This is a genomic window from Lysobacter sp. M15, from assembly GCF_022662515.1.
In the GTDB taxonomy this organism is placed as follows: Bacteria; Pseudomonadota; Gammaproteobacteria; order Xanthomonadales; family Xanthomonadaceae; genus JAKPBU01.
Genome location: NZ_JAKPBV010000002.1, coordinates 173,318 through 192,228, shown reverse-complemented (window position 1 = coordinate 192,228; position 18,911 = coordinate 173,318). Strand labels below are relative to the sequence as shown.

The window sequence follows — 18,911 nt, the reverse complement described above, 5'->3', positions numbered from 1 at the left end:
GCGATGCGCTCCGCTGATGCACGCTGCGCGCGCCGGGATTGGCGATTGGGGATTCGGGATTCGGAACGTCAAAAGCTCCTTGCTCTCACGAATTCCCAATCCCCGATCCCCGATCCCGGCTTTACAGCAGCACCACATCGAACTGCTCCTGCAGGTACTGCTCGTCCGCCTGGAAGCGAATCGACTTGCCGAGGAATTCCTCCAGTTCGGCGACTGCGGTGGATTCCTCGTCGGTGATCCGCGCGACGACTTTCGGCGACGCAATGACCAGCAGCCGCGCGGCTTCGAACTGGCGCACCGCGCGGGTGATCTCGCGGAAGATCTCGTAGGTCACGGTCTCGGCGGTCTTGAGCATGCCGCGGCCGGTGCACTCGTGGCAGGGCTCGCACAGCTGCCGTTCCAGGCTCTCGACCGTGCGCTTGCGGGTCATTTCCACCAGGCCCAGCGGCGAGAAGTCGTAGACCGTGGTCTTGGCATGGTCCTTCGCCAGCGACTTTTCGAGCGTGCGCAGCACCTGGCGGCGGTGCTCGGGATCGACCATGTCGATGAAGTCGATGATGATGATCCCACCCAGGTTGCGCAGACGCAGCTGGCGCGCGACCGACTGCGCGGCTTCCAGGTTGGTGCGGTATACCGTCTCTTCGAGGTTACGCTGGCCGAGGAAGGAACCGGTGTTGACATCGACCGTGGTCATGGCCTCGGTCTGGTCGATGACCAGGTAGCCGCCCGATTTCAGCGGCACTTCCTTCTCGAGCGCGTGCTGGATCTCGTCCTCGACGCCGTACAGGTCGAAAATCGGGCGCGCGCCGCCGTAGTGCTCGATCTTCTCGGCCAGGCCGGGCATGTACTGCGCGGCGAAGGTGCGCAGGCGATCGCAGGTTTCGCGCGAGTCCACCTTGACCTTCTCGACATCGCGGCGCATCAGGTCGCGCACCGCGCGCAGCGGCAGGCTCAGGTCCTCATACACGCAACTTCCGGTGCGGCTTTCCTGCACCTGCGCCTCGACCAGCGCCCAGGCGCGGCCGAGGTAGGCGATGTCTTCGGCCAGCGCCTCGGACGGCTGCGACTCGGCATTGGTGCGCACGATATAGCCCTGGGCGCTGCTCGGCGCGAGTTCCGACACCAGCGATTTCAGGCGCGCGCGTTCCTCCTCGTCCTCGATGCGCGCCGAAACGCCGATCACCTGCGACTGCGGCAGCAGCACCAGGTAGCGCGAGGGAATGCTCAGCTGCGTGGTCAGGCGCGCGCCCTTGCTGCCGATCGGGTCCTTGAGCACCTGGACCACGATGTCCTGGCCTTCGCGCACCAGTTCGGTGATGGGGCGCGGCGCCGGCGCCGGCAGGGCGACATCGCCTTCCTGGATGCTGGCACCGGCGACCGGCGTGGGGCGGAAGATGTCGTTGGCGTGCAGGAACGCGGCACGCTCGAGTCCGATCTCGACAAAGGCGGCCTGCATGCCGGGCATGACGCGCTGGACCCGGCCCTTGTAGATGTTGCCGACCACGCCGCGGCTCCAGCCGCGCTCGATGTGCAGCTCCTGCAGCATGCCGTTCTCGACCACGGCCACGCGGGTCTCGCGCGGGGTGACGTTGACCAGGATCTCCTCGGTCACGCGTGCTGCCCCGCAGGCCGGGACACACCGCCCTTGTCGCCACCCGGCCGTAGGCCGAATTCCTGCAACAGGCACGCGGTTTCGTACAGCGGCAGGCCCATCACCCCGGAATAGCTCCCCGAAAGGTGCGAAATGAAAGTCTGCGCAGTGCCCTGGATCGCATACGCCCCGGCCCGGCCCATGGCTTCGCCGCTGGCCACGTAACGCTCGATGGCCGCGTCGTCGAGTTCGGCGAACGTCACTTCCGAGGTCGACACCGCCTGCGCCTCGCGGTCGGCCGACACCAGCGATACCGCCGAGATCACGCGATGGGTGCGCCCCGACAGGCGCCGCAACATGGCCGCGGCATCGGCCTCGTCGCGCGGCTTGCCGAAGACCTCGTCGTCCAGCACCACTTCGGTGTCGCCGCCCAGCACCACCGCGCCGGGGACGGTCATCACCTCAAGCAATCCGGCACCGGCCTTCTCGCGGGCCACACGGCGTACGTACTCCTCTGCCGGCTCGCCGGGTGCACGCTGCTCCGGAATCTCCAGATCGAGGACGCCAAACGGCACGCCGAGGCGGCTGAGCAGTTCGCGCCGGCGGAGGGATTGCGAGGCAAGATGCAGCATCGGGGAAGGATACCCTGCGCAACCAGGCCGACTGTCCGCTGAAGGCGTGCAACCCCGGCACGGCTCACGAAGCGTTCACCGCTGCCTGCAGACCCTGCAGCCACTTTCATGGAGATCACAATGCCCCGTTACGTCGTCCGTCCGCTGCTGCTCGCCGCGGCCCTTGCCCTGGGAACTTCCGCAATGACCGCATCCGCCCAGAACACACCGCCCCAGAGCGGCAGCTACGCGATTTCCAACGACGGCACCCTGCTGTCGGTCTCGGCCCAGGCCGAAGCGCGGCGCGTTCCCGACGTGGCCACGGTGTCCACCGGCGTGGTCACCCGCGCGGCCGATGCCAATGCCGCCATGCGCGCCAATGCCGAGCAGATGGACAAGGTCATGACCGCGATCCGCGCCGCGGGGATCGCCGAGCGCGATACCCAGACCACGGGCGTCAATCTCAATCCGGACTACCGTTACGAAGAAAACAAGGCGCCGATCATCACCGGCTACCAGGCCAGCAATACCGTCAACATCAAGGTCCGCGACCTGTCGAAACTGGGCAAGGTGCTAGACGCGCTGGTCGCCAGCGGGGCCAACCAGGTCAATGGCCCGAACTTCGAGATCGACCAGCCCGAAGCGGCCTACGACGAAGCCCGCCAGGCGGCCCTGAAAAAAGCCCAGGCGCGGGCCGAGATGTACGCCAAGTCGCTGGGAGTGAAGGTCCGCCGGATCGTCAGCATCAGCGAGGGCGGCGGCTTTCGCCCGCCGGTACCGATGCCGATGGTGGCAATGGCGCGCGGCAAGGCCGAGGCGGACACCGCGATTTCTCCCGGCGAAACCGCACTGTCGGCCAACCTCGATGTGGTCTTCGAGTTGGGGAACTGAGCGTGACCGAACCTAAGACCACCCCACCAACCCCGGATCCACGACGTGGGCGCAATCCCGGCTATGCCGAACCGCAGCCGCGCGACAAGGACGATGCTCAGCGCCCGCCGGCACCGGAGAAGAGCAATCCCGACGAGGGCGGTATCGACCGCGATCCGGACCCGGCGGTTTGACCGCCGCCTGACCGGCAAGCCCGCCCACTGGCGGGCTTGTCGTATCAGTTCCGACTGCGCGGCGTGGACGCGGACCTTGTACGCGGCTCTGACGGCTGTCGATGCGAATGATTACCATTCGTCGCTTGTGCCACGCCACCCATCGGCGACCGCTTGCCGTTCGTGTCGGACCGGCCGCAGCGTGGAAGCGCAACAGGCAGCGACGGCGCAGGATGCGGTCCCAAGCCAACCCCGCCTCCTCTACCGGCGCGTTGTTCCGGATACGTCCGCCACGCGGTCAACCACAGGAGGTGCGCCATGGTGCTCGTGCAGTCCGCCCCGCAATCGCTGTTCTCCAGAGTCCATCCGAATCCGGCCCGCATCCTCGGCATCGCCGGGGCAATCGCGCTCAACATCGCCTTGCTAATGGCATTGATGATGCCGATGCAGACGCCGCCGGCACCGGTCATCGAAGAGGTACCATTTCGCTGGGTGCTGCCTGAGCTGAAGGAGCAACCGCCCGAGAAGCCCGAGCGCGTGCCGGTCACCAGACCCCAGCCCGAGCCTGTCAGGCCCGTGGTTGAGCCCCGGATCACGACTCCGACCGTGGATCCGCCCGTCATCACCGACCAGGGTTCGTCCGTCGACTTGCCCGTCGAGCCGTTGGCCGACCCGGGGCCTATCTCACCGCCCATCTCCGAAGTGGGACCCATCGCAGGCGTGCGCCTCGAATACGCCTCCGCCCCACCGCCGTCCTATCCCCGCCGTCCGCTGACCGACCGGATCGAGGGCCAGGTGCTGCTGCAGGTGCTGGTGGACGTCGACGGAAAACCGCTGCAGGTCAGCATCCATCGCAGCAGCGGCAATCGCGAGCTCGACCGGGCCGCGCAGCAGCACATCCTGCGCCGCTGGACGTTCCGGCCGGCGATGAAGGATGGGCGTGCGGTCCAGGCGATCGGGCTGGTGCCGATTGACTTCAAGCTGCAGTGATCCCGACGCCCGTGCCGCTCATCAGGAAGAAGAAGCCCCGCCGATAGGCGGGGTTTCGTCGTTGCACGCCGCGCGGATCCGAACCGTTCGCCGAGTAACCTCCCCCGCTCAGGCGCGGTGGTAAGGATGCCCGGCGAGCATCGCCGCTGCCCGGTACAGCTGCTCCACCGCCACCAATCGCACGAGCATGTGCGGCAGTGTCAGCGCGCCGAGCGACCAGCTCTCGTCCGCCCGCGCACGAACCTCGGCCGCATGGCCCTCGGGGCCACCGATCAGGAAGGCGAGATCGCGGCCCTGCTCGCGCCATGCAGCCAGGCGCTGCGCCAGCTGTTCCGACGACCACGCCGACCCGCCGCCATCGAGCGCCACCACATGCGGCGATTTCGGTAATGCGGCAAGCACGCGCTGTCCCTCATCGGCCATCGCACGCAACGGATCGCGGCCCTTGCCGCGCAGGCCCGGTTCCACTTCGACCAGTTCCAGCGGCAACCAGTGCGAGAGGCGCTTGCGGTATTCGGCGAAGCCTTGCGCGACCCAGGCCGGCGCACGTTCGCCCACGGCGATAAGACGGGCTTTCATCGCACAGATCTTATCCGCTGCGCCTGCTGCGTCATCGGACTGTCATCGCTGCGTTATCCACGGCGCCTACGGTCTGCGCTCCCCCAGCGAACCGCCAGGAGTGCGACAGATGAATTCGATCAACCCGTCCCGCCGCCAGCTGCTCAAGGGCTCAGCCGCGATGATGGCCATGGGTACCGTGGGCAGTCTCGGCGGCCTGTATTCGCGCCAGGCGATCGCGGCCGGCGACCCGGCCCGGCTCGCGCCGGTACCCAGTCCGTACGGACCGCTGGCGCCGGTTGCCGATGCGGTCACGGGACTGTCGCTGCTGCAGCTGCCGCCGGGCTTCGCCTACAGCACCTTCGCCTGGAGCGGCGACGTCATGGCCGATGGCCAGCCCTGCCCCGACCGTCACGACGGCATGGCGGTCATGGCCACCGGTCGTGGCCACGCCCACGGCGTCGGCCGCAATGGACGCGGCCAGGGACATGGCCCGGAACTCGTGCTGATCCGCAACCACGAGCGCGGAGCGGTTTCCAACCCGATCGGCGCGCCCGGCGTGTACGACACCGGCGACGTCGGGGGCGGCAATCTCGCCGGCGGCGGCACCACGACCTTGCGCTACCGCAACGGCGAATGGCTGGGCGTGGAAGCCAGCCTCGGCGGCACGGTGGTGAACTGCGCCGGCGGCCTGACCCCGTGGGGTACCTGGCTCACCTGCGAGGAGGTCAAGACCAACGCTGTCTCCAGCGCCGGCAAGAAGCACGGCTACGTGTTCGAGGTGCACCCCGACGCCGAGCGTACCAACGGCCGGCCTTTGATCGCCCTGGGGCGCTTCTCGCACGAGGCGGTGGCGATCGATCCGCGCACCGGCTACGTCTATCTGACCGAAGACGATCGCAACAAGTCGGGCCTCTATCGTTTCGTTCCCAACGACCGCAGCGGACGTTACGGCTCCCTGGAAAACGGTGGCCAGCTGCAGGCCGCGCGCGCCAAGGGCCGGCCCAACGCCGACCTGACGGTGGCCTCGATCGGCGACGTGTTCGACCTGGAATGGGTCGACCTCCCCGATCCGGATCTGGACAGCATCGTCGCTCCTGCCGGCTTTCCGGATGTCTCTGCCGGCGACACCCTCAGCGGCCCGTTCGCGCAGGGCTGGGCCGAGGGCGGCCTGCGCATGAGCCGCGGCGAGGGCATCTGGTACGCGCACGGGAAGATGTTCATCATCGATACCAGTACCGGTACCGACAGCAGCGGCCGCAAGGGACGCGGCAATGGATCGGTCTGGGTGCTCGACCTCGCCACACAGCGTCTCAAGGCCTTGTTCGTCAGCGGAAACCAGCTGGCGGCCCACAATCCCGACAACATCACCGTCAGCCCGCGCGGCGGCGTGGTGCTGTGCGAGGACGGTGGCGAGAGTCCCGACCAGTACGGACCTGGCGCGCGCCTGATCGGCCTGACCCGCGGCGGCGAATCCTTCTACCTGGGCAAGAACAACGTCGAGCTCACCTCGACCCAGATCGCCGGCGCAGACAAGCAGGTCGAGGAGGGCGACCATCGCGGCAGCGAGTTCTGCGGCGCATGCTGGAGTCCCGACGGCCGCACGCTGTTCGTCAACATCCAGACGCCCGGCATCACCTTCGCCATCACCGGGCCGTGGCTGCACGGCCCGCTGTAGGCGTTACGTAAGCCCGGAACATGAAAACGGCGCCACAAGGCGCCGTTTTTCTTTCGGATGCGGTGGAATGCTCTTACCGGCCCGCTTCGGAGAGATCGACCTCAGGTGGCTGGTCGCCGACCGTCCACAAACGCTCGAGCGCATAGAACTCGCGCACCCGCGGCAGCATCACGTGCACGACGACGTCGCCCAGATCGACCAGGACCCACTCGGCCTCGCGTTCGCCCTCGACGCCCAGCGGCTGCACGTCGAGCTTCTTGGCGAACTTGACCACCTCGTCCGCGATCGACTTGACGTGCCGGGTCGAGGTGCCCGAAGTGATCACCATGTAGTCGCAGACGCTGCTCTTGCCACGCACGTCGATCTCGACGGTATCCCTGGCCTTGAGTTCCTCGACCGCGGCATGCACCTGCCTGAGCAGGACATCGACCGGCGGCGGCGGGTTGGGAAGACGGGTCTTGATGACTTGGGCGTTGCTGGTCAAGGGCGCTGGTGCTCGCGATCGGCGCGGAAATCCGCGGGGAAATTATACCGGCGGATCATCGGTAGAGCCCGTGACGGTCGATGTAGCCCGCGACCGCCGCCGGAACCCAGTCGCGCCAGGGTTCGCCGGCGGCGATCCGGGCCCGCAGGGCACTGGCCGACTGCGGGAATATCGGTTGGTCCAGGATGAAGACCCTGCCTGCCGCCGAGGCATGTAGCTCCTGCGGCGAGCGCGCCCAGCGGCCCGCGACGGCCTCCGATACGGGCCCGGAGAGTTCCCCGAGCGCGCTGCCCGCACGCGCTGCCACCACGAGATGGACCAGGTCGAACAGTTCGCGCCAGCGGCTCCAGCTGTCGAGCGCACAGAAGCTGTCGGCGCCGACCAGGATCGCCCACGGCTGGCCGGGGCCGACTTCAGCACGCAGCGCACGCAGCGTATCCACCGTATACGAAGGACCATCGCGTTGCAGCTCACGCAGGTCCACGCACAGGCCGGGCTCGTCAGCGACTGCAAGTTGCAGCATGGCGCTACGCTGCGCGGCATTCGCATGCGTGGGTCCCTTGTGCGGCGGATCAGCCGCGGGCATCAGCCGGACCTCGGCGTCCAGCGCATCGCGCGCATGGCGGGCGACGCCCAGATGCCCGCAGTGCACGGGGTCGAAGGTTCCGCCATACAGGATGCGTAGCATGCGATCAGCGGTCACGGCCTGCGAGCCGCGCACTTCATCCAGAAAGACATCTCAGCCCGCAACCAGCCGTGCGGCCTTCGCATCCGCCACCGCCAGCAGCACCCGTTCCAGCTGCTGCCAGGGATCGCCGTCCCCCCGGCCCTTCGCGGCGCGGTCGACGCGACCGATCCGGGCGACGAACTCGTCCCAGCGCGCGGCATCGTGCCGCGCCAGCGCGCGCTTGTACGCGGCCTGTTTGGAATCCCAGATCCGCTGCGCCTTGAATTCCGCCGCCAGGTTTCCGCCACGGGCCTGCACCTGGGCCAACGCCGCAGCACGCTGCAACTCCATCGCCACCATCCCGAGCAGCGCCGGTACCGCAATGCCCTCGGCGCGCAAGCCGGCCAGCATCCGCGCTGCGTGGGCGCCCTGTCCATTCATCGCGGCATCGAGCAGTCGGAACACGTCGAAGCGCGCGGCATCCGCCACCAGCGATTCCATGCGCGCAGCATCGATCGTCGCGCCTTCGTCCAGCAGCGCGAGCTTGTCGATCTCCTGCGCCGCCGCGAGCAGGTTGCCCTCGACGCGCTCGGCCAGCACCTGGACCGCATCGCGATTTGCGCGCAGGCCGCGCGCACGCATGCGGCGTTCGATCCATTCCGGCAATTCGTGCGCCTTGACCGGCCAGGCCACGACCACATGGCCGACACGCGCGATCGCCTCGCTCCACTTGCCACCATGCTGGCGGCTCCACTCGTCGCAGGTCACCAGCAACACGACGTCCGGAGGCGGATCGGCACAGAACCCGCCCAGGACCTTGGCCCCGTCGGTGCCAGGCTTGCCGCTGGGCAGGCGGACTTCCAGCAACCGCTGCGCGGAAAACAGGCTGGGCGCGTGCAGGCTGGCTTCGAGCAGACTCCAGTTGAACCTGGCATCGACGTCGAAGATTTCGCGCTCGCCGATGCCCTGCGCCCGCGCGCGCAGGCGGACGGCGTCGGCCGCCTCCAGCACCCGCAGCGGCTCCGCGCCAGCGATCAGGTACACCGGGCGCAGCGTTTCGTTGTCGAGCTGCGCGACCAGGCGTTCGGGCGTCAACTCCATGGCGGAAGTGGCGCGATGCCCGTCAGGGCGATTCCACAGTGCTGGACGCGGCAGGCTGCGGCGCCTTGGTCACCGCGTCGATCCGGCGCAGGATCGCCGAGACCATTTCGCGACGCATTTCGCGGGTGAGGATCTCGCGCTCGCTCTCGGTTCCTTCCGACCGCGTCGGCACCGAGATGTAGTCGCGCGACAGTTCGATCGACTGCTCCGGTACCACCACCGTGCCGTCGGCACGGCGCAGATCGAAAATAGTGGCGTAGCGCAGGCTGAACTCCTGGCCGCGGCCCTGCACGTCGACGGAGATAGGCGTATTGCCCCATTTCTCGAACAGGATGTTGAGCGTCGACACGCCTTCCTTCGGTCCGTCGGCCCTGGCCTGTCCGCCGACGCGATCCAGCGATTGGGCCAGCGACTCGGCCAGCGGGCTGTACGGATCTTTCGCCACGACCCGGATCTCGCCGACATCCGCGGGCAGCTCGAGCGCCCCGCGCAGATGGAACCCGCAGGCGGAGAGTGCAAGCGCGGCCACGGCCGCAAACAGGAATCTGGTCATGCGCGAAGTCTGGACGAGCCGGCGGTATGCGGCAAGGCTGGCGTGCGTATCGGGTTCAGGCGGGCCGCGAAGGGGCTTGTACCGATTGGCTTGGCCAAGCAATCGCGGCTGACGCCGCTCCAACGGGAGGAACGTCTCGCGCGCAGTGCGAATGGGGGTATGGAGGCCAAGGCGTGGGGCCCAAAGTTTCGGCGCGAAACTTCAGGGGGTAAGCCACTACAGGGGCTTACCCCGCCACGATATTGACGATCTTGCCGGGCACCACAATCACCTTGCGCACCGCCAGGCCCTCGAGAACCATCGCCACCCGCGGTTCGGCCATGGCGGCCGCTTCGATCGCCTCGCGCGAGGCGTCGAGCGGCATTTCGATCTGCCCGCGCAGCTTGCCGTTGACCTGGACCGCCAGGGTCACCGCGTCGCGCACCAGTGCAGCCGGATCGGCCTTGGGAAAGGGCGCGTCCTCCAGCAGCGTCTCCGGATGGCCCAGCGCCTGCCATGCGGCATGCGAGAAATGCGGCGTGATCGGATTGAGCAGCAGCACGATCGCCTCGAACGCCTCATGCCGCACCGCCCTGCCCTGGTCGCTCATGTCGGTGAACTTTCCGACATGATTGAGCAGTTCCATCAGCGCGGCAATCGCGGTGTTGAAGGCATGGCGGCGACCGTAGTCGTCGCCCACCTTGGCGATGGTTTCGTGCACGTGCCGGCGCAGGGTCTTCTGCACCGCATCCAGCGCAGGCGGATCGACCGGGGGATGATCGGGCTGGGCCACGTGCGCGTGCAGTTCCCGCCACAGGCGGCGCAGGAAGCGCGCCATGCCCTCGACTCCGGCATCGCTCCATTCCAGCGATTGCTCTGGCGGCGCCGCGAACATCGAGAACAGGCGCACGGTGTCCGCGCCGTAGCGATCGATCAGCAGCTGCGGATCGACACCGTTGTTCTTGGACTTGGACATCTTCTCGATGCCGCCGATCGCCACCGGCTGGCCGTCGGCCTTCAGCGTCGCGCCGGCGACGTGGCCGCGCTCGTCGCGCAGCAGCTCGACGTCGGCGGGATTGACCCAGTCCCTGGACCCATCCGCCTTCTCGCGATAGAAGGTTTCAGCCACCACCATGCCCTGGGTGAGCAGGCGCGTGGCCGGCTCGTCGCTGTCCACCAGACCCGCGTCGCGCATGAGCTTGTGGTAGAAGCGGAAGTACATCAGGTGCAGGATCGCGTGTTCGATCCCGCCGATGTACTGGTCCACCGGCAGCCAGTGGTTCGCGCGCCGGTCCACCATCGATTCCGCACCCGGCGAGGTGTAGCGCGCGTAATACCAGCTCGACTCCATGAAGGTATCGAAGGTATCGGTCTCGCGCTCGGCGGCCGCGCCGCAGCGCGGGCAGGTGGTCTTGCGCCATTGCGGATCGGCCTTGATCGGCGACTGCACGCCGCTGAAGGCGACGTCTTCGGGCAGCACTACCGGCAGCTGGTCTTCGGGCACCGGCACCGCGCCGCAGGCGTCGCAGTAGATCACCGGGATCGGGCATCCCCAGTAGCGCTGGCGGCTGACACCCCAGTCGCGCAGGCGGAAGTTCACCCGCCGCGCGCCGCGGCCTTCGGCTTCGAACTTCGCCGCCAGCGCTTTGAACGCGGCCTGGAAGTCCATGCCGTTGTATTCGTCGGAGTTCACCAGGAAGCCGCGCTCGGTATAGGCGCCCTCTTCCTGCACACTGCGCACGAAATCCTGGACCACCTGTACCGCGGCGCCGGTGTCGTAGGCATCGACCGGCGCGCGTTCGCCCAGCGCCGCGCCCATCGGATCGGCGTCGCTGCCGATATCGGCGGTGACCTGCGCCAGCGCGTCGCGGACGGCCGTGGGAACGACCACCATCCGGATCGGCAGCCCATAGGCCTTGGCGAATTCCCAATCGCGCTGGTCGTGGCCCGGCACCGCCATCACCGCGCCGGTGCCGTAGCCCATCAGCACGAAGTTGGCGACCCACACCGGTAGCTCCTCGCCGGTGACCGGGTGCAGCGCGCGCAGGCCGGTGTCCATGCCGCGCTTTTCCTGGGTCTCGAGCTCGGCTTCGGACGTGCCGCCCTTGCGCAGATCGGCGATGAACGCCGCCAGCCCCGGGTCCGCTGCGGCGGCCTTCACCGCCAGCGGATGTTCGGCCGCGATCGACAGAAAGGTTGCGCCCATGAGCGTGTCCGGGCGGGTGGTGAACACAGTCAGCGGCTCGGATTCGCCTTCGATGCGGAACTGGATCTCCAGCCCTTCGCTGCGACCGATCCAGTTGCGCTGCATGGTCTTGACCGAATCCGGCCATCCGTCGAGCGCATCCAGTCCGTCGAGCAGTTCCTGCGCGTAGTCGGTAATGCGCAGGAACCACTGCGGAATTTCCCGCTTCTCCACCACCGCACCGGTGCGCCAGCCGCGGCCGTCGATCACCTGCTCGTTGGCCAGCACGGTCTGGTCGACCGGATCCCAGTTCACCACCGAGTTCTTGCGGTAGGCGATGCCCTGCTGCATCAGGCGCACGAACATGCGCTGCTCGTGCACGTAGTACTCGGGCGTGCAGGTGGCGAATTCACGCGTCCAGTCGATGGCATACCCCATCGCCTTGAGCTGCTCGCGCATGTGCGCAATGTTGGCGTAGGTCCACTTGGCCGGCGCGGTGTTGTTCTTAATCGCGGCGTTCTCGGCCGGCAGCCCGAACGCGTCCCAGCCCATCGGTTGCAGCACGTTGTAGCCGGTCATGCGCTTGTAGCGGCTGATCACATCGCCGATGGTGTAGTTGCGCACGTGACCCACATGCAGCGCGCCCGAGGGGTACGGAAGCATCGACAGGCAGTAGTACTTGGGCTTGGGCGAGGATTCGTCCACCTCGAAGGCGCCTGTGGCCTCCCAGAAATGCTGGGCGGCGGGCTCGATGGTCCGGGGATCGTAGGCGGCGGGCTCGGAGGGCACGGAAGACTGGGCGTGGAAGCGGCCGGACAGCCTACCGCAGCGCACAAAACCCTGCCATGCGTGGCACCATCGCCCCTCCTCTCGACGGAGTCGGACATGAGAACAGCGTCCTGCGTGGCTGGCGTACTGGGGCTGGTCTGCTCTGTGCAGGTAGCCGCGGCGCCTCCGGCGCCCGCGCCTGCGCAAGCCTTGCAGTGCGAACGCCTGTTCGACAGCCGCAGCGGGCAGCTGCTGGACGCACGCACGGTGGTGGTTCGCGAAGGCAAGGTGGCCGAAGTGCTCCCCGGCAAGGTGCAGGTGCCGGGCGCGACCGCGATCGACCTGTCCGGCCGTACCTGCAGCCCGGGCTGGACGGATCTGCACGTGCACATGGCCAGCCAGTCCAGTCCGCAGAGCTATTCCGAAGGCTTCCGCCTGGACGACGTCGATTTCGCGTTCCGCGCCGTCGGATATGCGGAAAAGACCCTTATGGCCGGCTTCACCAGCGTGCGCGACCTCGGCGGCGAAGTCGCCCCGCACCTGCGCGACGCGATCAACCAGGGCCTGGTCAGGGGACCGCGCATCTTCGCCGCCGGCAAGTCGATCGCCACCACCGGCGGCCATGCCGACCCCACCAACGGCTACAACTCCGAGCTCTCGCACCTGGTCGGCCCGCCCGGCCCGACCGAGGGCGTGGTCAATTCGATTGACGAGGCCCGCCAGGCGGTGCGCCAGCGCTACAAGGAAGGCAGCGACGTGATCAAGATCACCGCCACCGGTGGCGTGCTGAGCTACGCAAAATCAGGCGACGCGCCGCAGTTCACCGTGGAAGAGGTCCGCGCCATCGTCGACACGGCGCGGGACTACGGCTACAAGGTCGCCGCACACGCGCACGGCGAGGAAGGCATGCGCCGGGCGGTCGAGGGCGGCGTGACCAGCATCGAGCATGGCACCTACATGAGCGAGGAGCTGATGGCGCTGATGAAACGCAAGGGCACCTGGTACGTGCCGACCATTTACGCCGGTCGCTTTGTCGCCGACAAGGCCAAGGTCGACGGCTATTTCCCCGAAATCGTACGGCCCAAGGCTGCGCGCATCGGCGCGCAGATCCAGGACACCGCGGCCAAGGCCTACAAGGCGGGCGTGAAGATCGCCTTCGGCACCGACATGGGCGTGGGGCCGCACGGCGACAACGCGCGCGAATTCGTCTATATGCACGAGGCCGGCATACCGGCCGCATACGCGCTGCAGGCGGCCACGATCCGCGCCGCCGAAGTACTTGGCGTCGAGGACCAGGGCGTGGTGGAAGCCGGGCAGCGCGCCGACATCATCGCCATTCCTGGCGATCCGCTGGCCGACATCAACGCTGTGATGAACGTCGACTTCGTGATGAAGGATGGCGTGGTGTACAAGACGCCGACGCAGTAACCCTGCAGGAGAAGCAAGATGGAATGGCTGGGCTACGTCGCCGCGACCCTGACCACCATCGCCTTCGTCCCGCAGGCGTTCAAGACCATCCGCACGCGCGACACGCGGGGCATCTCGCTGGGGATGTATGTGGTGTTCACCATCGGCGTCGTGTTCTGGTTCGGCTACGGTCTGGTGCTCGGCTCATGGCCGATGATCGTGTCGAACGCGATCACCTTCGTGCTCGCTTCGGTCATCCTCGCGATGAAACTGCGCCACGGTTAGCGGGAAGCAGCAGCCACCAGCAGAACCACAGGGCGAAGGCGATGCGTTGAGCCAGCGGCGCGGGCATCAGGGCCACGCCGTACAGCGCGCACGCCGGCAACAGCAGCGCGAACGCCAGGCCGGCCAGGCGCCGACGCGCGACGGCGGCCGCCAGCAGCAGCGCGCCCGGCACGAACGCCACCCACCAGAGCGTCCACGCGACGGCATGCAGGCGGCTGGCGGGCGCGAGCAGGTTGTAGGGATCCAGCGGCAGCACGCCCTGCGCGGCGAAGGCGAGGGCCGACAGCATCGACAGCTGCAGCCCGATCCGCGCCATCCAGCCGTCCGCAGTCGCGGCCGAACGCCAGGCGAACGCGCACCACGCCAGGATCACGCCCGGCGCCAGGAACCCCAGCAGATTGAAGGCGAGCGCATGCGGCTCGCCGCGGGCCCCCAGCAGCGCCACCGGATGCACCAGCTGCGAGTAGCCCGGCGAGGCCATGCCGAAACCCGCCACCGCGGCGAACCAAAGCAGCGCTGCCAGCCATGGCAGGCGGCGCTGTAATTCGTGCATGGTGCTCCCACCCATCGGACCCCTCGCTGGGCCATCTTTCCGCGCCAATCATGCCTTGCGCCGGAAATGCCGGCTTCGGCGAGCGCGGACTTGCATCGCGAGGCGGCTGGCACAATCTCGGTCCGCTCCCACCCCGGATCCCCCGATGCCCGCAGACGTACGCAATCCCCACGTTTTCGATGCCACCACCGCCGGATTCGAGACCGAGGTGCTGGCGAAATCGCTGGAAACCCCGGTCCTGGTCGACTTCTGGGCGGACTGGTGCGGTCCGTGCAAGACCCTGGGGCCGATCCTGGAGAAGCTGGCCGCCGAGTTCAATGGCGGGTTCGTGTTGGCCAAGGTCGACACCGAGCACGAACAGCAGATCGCCGCGGCCTTCCAGATCCGCTCGATCCCCACCGTCTTCCTGGTCAAGGGCGGGCAGATCGTCGACGGCTTCCAGGGCGCGCTGCCCGAAGGCCAGGTGCGCGAATTCCTCACCCACCACGGGATCGCGCCGGCCGAAGCCGCCGAACCGACCATCGAAGCGGAAGCGCCGCCGCCCGACCCGCATGCCGAGGTGGTGCGGTTGCGCAAGCTGGTGGAAACCGAGCCCGACCAGGCCGGGCACCGATTGGACCTGGCCCTGGCGCTGCTGAAGACCGGCGCGGCGGCCGAGGCCGAAACCCTGCTCGACGCCCTGCCCGCCAACCTGTCCACCGACGAGCGCGCCGTGAAGGCGCGCGCGCGCCTGGGATTTGCCGCCCTGCTCAAGGACGCGCCGCCGGCACAGACCCTGCAGGCGGCGATCGCGTCGGATCCGGACGATCTGCGCGCGCGGCACCTGCTGGGTGCGCACGAACTCGTGGCCGGCAACGCCGAAGCCGGGCTCGAGCAGCTGCTGGAGATGCTGCGTCGCAACCGCGACTGGAACGACGGACTGCCGAAGAAGGCGCTGATCGATGCCTTCCGCGTGGTCGAGGACGAGGATCTGGTCGGCCGCTACCGCAGGAAGATGTCCTCGCTGCTGCTGGTCTGAGCGCCGTCGGACGCCCGCCCCTGTGAGGCAGCTCTCCGCGGCCAATCTGCGCCGGCTGTTGAACCTCTGGCCGCCGTTCCTGTTCGCCGGGATCCGGGTGACCGCACTCGCCGACGACTTCCGCCAGGCCCGGGTCGAACTGCGCATGCGACCGTGGAACCGAAATTACGTGGGGACCCACTTCGGCGGCAGCCTGTTCGCGATGACGGATCCGTTCTGGATGGTCTTGGTGATGCACGCGCTGGGCCGCGACTACATCGTCTGGGACCAGGCCGCCGAGATCGTGTTCCTCAAACCCGGCCGCAGTACGGTGCGCGCAAGCTTCGACCTCGACCAGGACGTGCTGGACCAACTGCGCCGCGCCACCGCGGACGGGGGCAAAGTGCTCCACTGGTTCGAAACCGAAGTGCTGGACCAGGCAGGCGACCCCGTCGTGCGCGTGCGCAAGCAGCTGTACGTCCGTCGCAAAAACCGTTGAAACCATGCGGGAAGCCGCCGGCCGGTGGTTGCCGGCCCGCGGCGCGGCGTATCCTCGCCGCTGTCGACCCGGGGACGACATGAATCGCGACCCATCCATTTCGGGCCAGAATCCCGCGCTGCCGGACATCTTCGGATACCGGCTGCAGCGCGTGCTCGGCTATGGCGGCATGTCGACCGTGTACCTCGCGCGCCAGATCTCGCTCGACCGGGAAGTCGCGCTGAAGGTGATGCTGCCCGAGGCGCTGACCGACGAGATCAGCCGCCGGCGCTTCGAGAACGAGGCACGCACCATCGCCCGGCTCGACCATCCCAACATCGTGGGCATCTTCGAAGTCGGCCGCACCCGTGACGGGCTGCCCTACTACGCCATGCCCTACCTGGCGCGCGGGCACGTGGGCCAGCGCGCCTTCGGCGCCGATCCGGCGCAGGTACGCTCGATCCTCGATGCCCTGCTCTCCGCGCTCGAATACGCGCACAGCCGCGGGGTGGTGCACCGCGACGTCAAGGCCGAGAACGTGCTGTTCGACGACGCCGACCGGCCGCTGCTGGCCGATTTCGGCATCGCCCTGCGCCGCGGCTATGGCACCCGCGTCACCACCGCCGGCCTGGCCGTCGGCAGTACCGCCTACATGCCGCCAGAGCAGGCGCGCGGGCACAACGTCGACGGTCGCGCGGATGTGTACAGCGTGGGCGTGCTGGGCTGGGAAATGCTCACCGGACGCCTGCCGTACAACGCCGGCGATGCCCTCTCGATGGCCCTGCAGCACGCGCAGGAACCGATCCCGCGCCTGCCGCCGGAGCTGCGCCACTGGCAGAAGTTCTTCGATCGCGCGCTGGCCAAGACGCCGGAGGCGCGATTCGCCAGCGCGAAGGAAATGCGCGCGGCGCTCGCCAAGGTGCCGGAGCACGCCCACGGCACTTCGGGCGACGCGCAACGCTGGCTGCCCTGGGCAGGGGCCGCCGCGGTGCTGCTCGCGTTGGTGGCCGGTTTCATGGCCTGGCCCTGGGGCTCGCCGCAACGCGGCGTGGCTGGTTCCGCAACGCCGGCAGCCGGCAGTACGTCACCGGCATCCGGGGCGGCCGCGCAGCAGGGGACGCAGGCGCTGGCCGTCGATGGCCTGGATACCTTGAAGCGTCCCCTGCCCGAATCTGCCACCGAGCGCTGGCTCGTGGCCGCCGAAACCCAGATCGAGCAGGAGCGCTGGACCACGCCCCGGGGCGACAACGCCTACGAAAGCCTGATGACCGCTGCGCAGGCCGATCCCACCCACCCGCGCCTGGCCCCGGTTGCGGGCGAACTGATCGCCGCGCTCGCCCAGCAAGCGGTCCGCACCCTCGGACGCGGCGAAACCGCGCCCGCCGTGGAAGCGATGACGCGCGCGCGCGCGCTGTCCGAGCGTATTGCCCTGCCCAGAGCCAACGGGGCCACGCAGCCGCAGGCCCTGCTGCGGATGGAATCGCAAGTCACCGATGCATTGCAGGCGCGTGTCGACGAAGCCGTAAAAAAGGGGGACCGGGATGCGGTAGCCGGCATCGTCGCGGACGCGCGCAAGCTCGGTCTCGATCCATCGCGCCTGCGCGGGACCACGATCGCCATCGCTGCACAGGCCGAACGAGTCGCCGCGCAGCCGATGCCTCGCGAACGTGGCTGGACCCTGCTGCGTACCCGGGCAGGAAGCGTCGCGATCGCCGACGGAAATGTCAGCCGCGGCGACTATGCGCGCTTCGCCGAAGTCAGCCGACGACCACCGGCCCGATGTCGCGAACGGGGCTCGCTGCTGCGGATCCTGGCACCGCGCGACTGGACGTCGCCCGGCTTCGAACAGACTCCGCAACAGCCGGTAGTCTGCGTGTCCTGGCAGGACGCGCAAGCCTATGCGCGCTGGCTGGGCGCGCGGGATGGTCGGCGCTACCGGCTGGCCAGCGCGGAAGAACTGCGTGCGGCCCCGGCCGCCGGCAGCGGCGCGATCGGCTCCTGGTCGGACGCCTGCGGCGAGACCTGCGCGCAGCGCCTGGCCATCGGCGACGGCGCGGGCGAGGAAGCCGAGCGCCGCCTGCAGCCCGACCGCGGCTACGACGATGTCGGTTTCCGTCTCGCACGGGATCTCTAGCGCCCGCTCATGGGCGGCTCGCCTCCCGCCTACAATCGCGGCATGACCACGCCCCCCGTCCCGCCGCACGCGATTCCGCCACGCACGCACAATCCGCAACGCCCCAGCCTGCAGAAGATCTTCCTGACCGGCGTGCTCACCCTGCTGCCGATCTGGCTGACCTGGGTGGTGGTGAAGTTCGTGTTCGTGCTGCTCTCGGATACCAGCCGGCCGCTGGTCGATCCGTTGCTGCGCAACCTCGCCGTGACCAACCCGCAGGCGTTCGCATGGCTGCAGCAAGCCTGGGTGCAGATGTCCATCGGACTGCTGGCCACCCTGGCGGTGATCCTGCTGTCCGGGGTGATGGCGCGGCGCGTATTCGGCCAGCGCCTGTTGCGCTGGTTCGAAGCGCTGGTTGCGCGCGTGCCGCTGGCGAACACGATCTACGGCAGCGCCCGCAAACTGCTCGACATCCTGCAGACCGCGCCCGACGGCACCCAGCGCGTGGTGCTGATCGACTTCCCGCACACCGAAATGAAATCGGTCGGCTTCGTGACCCGGGTGATCCGGGAGCACGGCAGCGGGCGCGAACTGGCAGCGGTGTACGTGCCCACCACGCCGAATCCGACTTCGGGCTACCTCGAGATCGTGCCGGTCGAAAAGATGACGCCCACCGACTGGACCGTGGACCAGGCGATGAGCTTCATCATCTCCGGCGGCGCGGTGTCGCCCGACTCGATTCCGTTCTCGGTGCCGGCGCCTCCGGTGCCGGACCGCTGACCGGTGCGGCACTGCGCGCATCCGGGGATGCGTACGCCCTGCCTCGTAGCGGGCATCGTCGACATCGATGAAGCATGGTCCGGCTACTTG

General features: G+C 68.3%; 19 protein-coding genes. 10 read left to right on the top strand and 9 right to left on the bottom strand.

Annotation, left to right across the window (positions count from 1 at the left end; all coding sequences use genetic code 11):
• Positions 1-121 precede the first annotated feature (121 nt).
• Both rng and MC380_RS01680 read right to left on the bottom strand, forming a co-directional pair.
• Positions 122-1,612: a ribonuclease G gene (gene rng, locus MC380_RS01685; RefSeq protein WP_242104408.1), complete on the bottom strand. Its 1,491-nt coding sequence runs from the start codon at positions 1,610-1,612 to the stop codon at positions 122-124.
• Positions 1,609-2,223: a Maf family nucleotide pyrophosphatase gene (locus tag MC380_RS01680; protein ID WP_242162665.1), complete on the bottom strand. Its 615-nt coding sequence runs from the start codon at positions 2,221-2,223 to the stop codon at positions 1,609-1,611. Before MC380_RS01680 ends, rng begins: the two co-directional genes overlap by 4 nt.
• Before the next feature lie 120 nt (positions 2,224-2,343).
• On the opposite strand from MC380_RS01680, the gene MC380_RS01675 reads away from it, so the two are divergent.
• From MC380_RS01675 to MC380_RS01665, 3 genes are all read left to right on the top strand, one after another.
• A complete protein-coding gene (locus MC380_RS01675; RefSeq protein WP_242104410.1) occupies positions 2,344-3,093 on the top strand; it encodes an SIMPL domain-containing protein in 750 nt (249 codons plus the stop codon).
• 2 nt (positions 3,094-3,095) lie between these two features.
• Positions 3,096-3,266: a hypothetical protein gene (locus tag MC380_RS01670; RefSeq protein ID WP_242162663.1), complete on the top strand. Its 171-nt coding sequence runs from the start codon at positions 3,096-3,098 to the stop codon at positions 3,264-3,266.
• A gap of 297 nt (positions 3,267-3,563) precedes the next feature.
• Positions 3,564-4,235, top strand: coding sequence for an energy transducer TonB (locus tag MC380_RS01665; RefSeq protein ID WP_242104412.1), 672 nt, complete (start codon positions 3,564-3,566; stop codon positions 4,233-4,235).
• A 108-nt stretch (positions 4,236-4,343) separates the two neighbouring features.
• Here the strand turns inward: MC380_RS01665 and rlmH are convergent, their stop codons facing one another.
• Positions 4,344-4,814, bottom strand: a complete 471-nt coding sequence (gene rlmH, locus MC380_RS01660) for a 23S rRNA (pseudouridine(1915)-N(3))-methyltransferase RlmH (protein ID WP_242162660.1) — start codon at positions 4,812-4,814, stop codon at positions 4,344-4,346.
• Positions 4,815-4,923: 109 nt separating this feature from the next.
• Here rlmH and MC380_RS01655 point away from each other — a divergent pair, with 109 nt between their 5' ends.
• Complete coding sequence (locus tag MC380_RS01655; RefSeq protein ID WP_242162658.1) at positions 4,924-6,471, top strand: alkaline phosphatase PhoX; 1,548 nt, start codon at positions 4,924-4,926, stop codon at positions 6,469-6,471.
• A gap of 73 nt (positions 6,472-6,544) precedes the next feature.
• On the opposite strand, the gene rsfS is transcribed toward MC380_RS01655, so the two are convergent.
• The 5 genes from rsfS to leuS form a co-directional block, all read right to left on the bottom strand.
• Entirely contained in the window at positions 6,545-6,955 is a 411-nt protein-coding gene (gene rsfS, locus MC380_RS01650) for a ribosome silencing factor (protein ID WP_242162657.1), read from the bottom strand.
• Positions 6,956-7,010: 55 nt separating this feature from the next.
• Positions 7,011-7,643 carry a nicotinate-nucleotide adenylyltransferase gene (nadD, locus tag MC380_RS01645; protein ID WP_242104416.1) on the bottom strand — a complete coding sequence of 211 codons (633 nt, stop codon included), beginning with the start codon at positions 7,641-7,643 and terminating at the stop codon, positions 7,011-7,013.
• A gap of 51 nt (positions 7,644-7,694) precedes the next feature.
• Positions 7,695-8,723 (bottom strand): DNA polymerase III subunit delta, encoded by a 1,029-nt coding sequence (gene holA, locus MC380_RS01640; RefSeq protein ID WP_242162651.1) that lies wholly within the window; start codon positions 8,721-8,723, stop codon positions 7,695-7,697.
• A 22-nt stretch (positions 8,724-8,745) separates the two neighbouring features.
• Positions 8,746-9,276 (bottom strand): LPS assembly lipoprotein LptE, encoded by a 531-nt coding sequence (gene lptE, locus MC380_RS01635; RefSeq protein ID WP_242104418.1) that lies wholly within the window; start codon positions 9,274-9,276, stop codon positions 8,746-8,748.
• Positions 9,277-9,502: 226 nt separating this feature from the next.
• Positions 9,503-12,229, bottom strand: a complete 2,727-nt coding sequence (gene leuS / locus MC380_RS01630) for a leucine--tRNA ligase (RefSeq protein ID WP_242162650.1) — start codon at positions 12,227-12,229, stop codon at positions 9,503-9,505.
• A 96-nt stretch (positions 12,230-12,325) separates the two neighbouring features.
• Between leuS and MC380_RS01625 the strand changes: the two genes are divergently transcribed.
• The gene (locus MC380_RS01625) at positions 12,326-13,636 is read left to right on the top strand and encodes an amidohydrolase family protein (RefSeq protein ID WP_242104420.1); all 1,311 of its coding nucleotides are present in this window, start codon (positions 12,326-12,328) and stop codon (positions 13,634-13,636) included.
• Between the two features lie 18 nt (positions 13,637-13,654).
• On the top strand, positions 13,655-13,900 hold the full coding sequence (locus MC380_RS01620; protein WP_242162648.1) for a SemiSWEET transporter: 246 nt from the start codon (positions 13,655-13,657) through the stop codon (positions 13,898-13,900).
• Here MC380_RS01620 and MC380_RS01615 read toward each other — a convergent pair.
• Positions 13,869-14,453 carry a DUF998 domain-containing protein gene (locus tag MC380_RS01615; protein ID WP_242162646.1) on the bottom strand — a complete coding sequence of 195 codons (585 nt, stop codon included), beginning with the start codon at positions 14,451-14,453 and terminating at the stop codon, positions 13,869-13,871. The genes MC380_RS01620 and MC380_RS01615 overlap by 32 nt on opposite strands.
• A gap of 145 nt (positions 14,454-14,598) precedes the next feature.
• Between MC380_RS01615 and trxA the strand changes: the two genes are divergently transcribed.
• From trxA to MC380_RS01595, 4 genes are all read left to right on the top strand, one after another.
• The gene (trxA, locus tag MC380_RS01610; protein WP_242162644.1) at positions 14,599-15,471 is read left to right on the top strand and encodes a thioredoxin; all 873 of its coding nucleotides are present in this window, start codon (positions 14,599-14,601) and stop codon (positions 15,469-15,471) included.
• A 46-nt stretch (positions 15,472-15,517) separates the two neighbouring features.
• Entirely contained in the window at positions 15,518-15,949 is a 432-nt protein-coding gene (locus tag MC380_RS01605; RefSeq protein ID WP_242162820.1) for a DUF4442 domain-containing protein, read from the top strand.
• A gap of 79 nt (positions 15,950-16,028) precedes the next feature.
• On the top strand, positions 16,029-18,062 hold the full coding sequence (locus MC380_RS01600) for a bifunctional serine/threonine-protein kinase/formylglycine-generating enzyme family protein (RefSeq protein WP_242162642.1): 2,034 nt from the start codon (positions 16,029-16,031) through the stop codon (positions 18,060-18,062).
• 42 nt (positions 18,063-18,104) lie between these two features.
• Positions 18,105-18,821 carry a DUF502 domain-containing protein gene (locus MC380_RS01595; protein WP_242162640.1) on the top strand — a complete coding sequence of 239 codons (717 nt, stop codon included), beginning with the start codon at positions 18,105-18,107 and terminating at the stop codon, positions 18,819-18,821.
• Positions 18,822-18,911 lie beyond the last annotated feature (90 nt).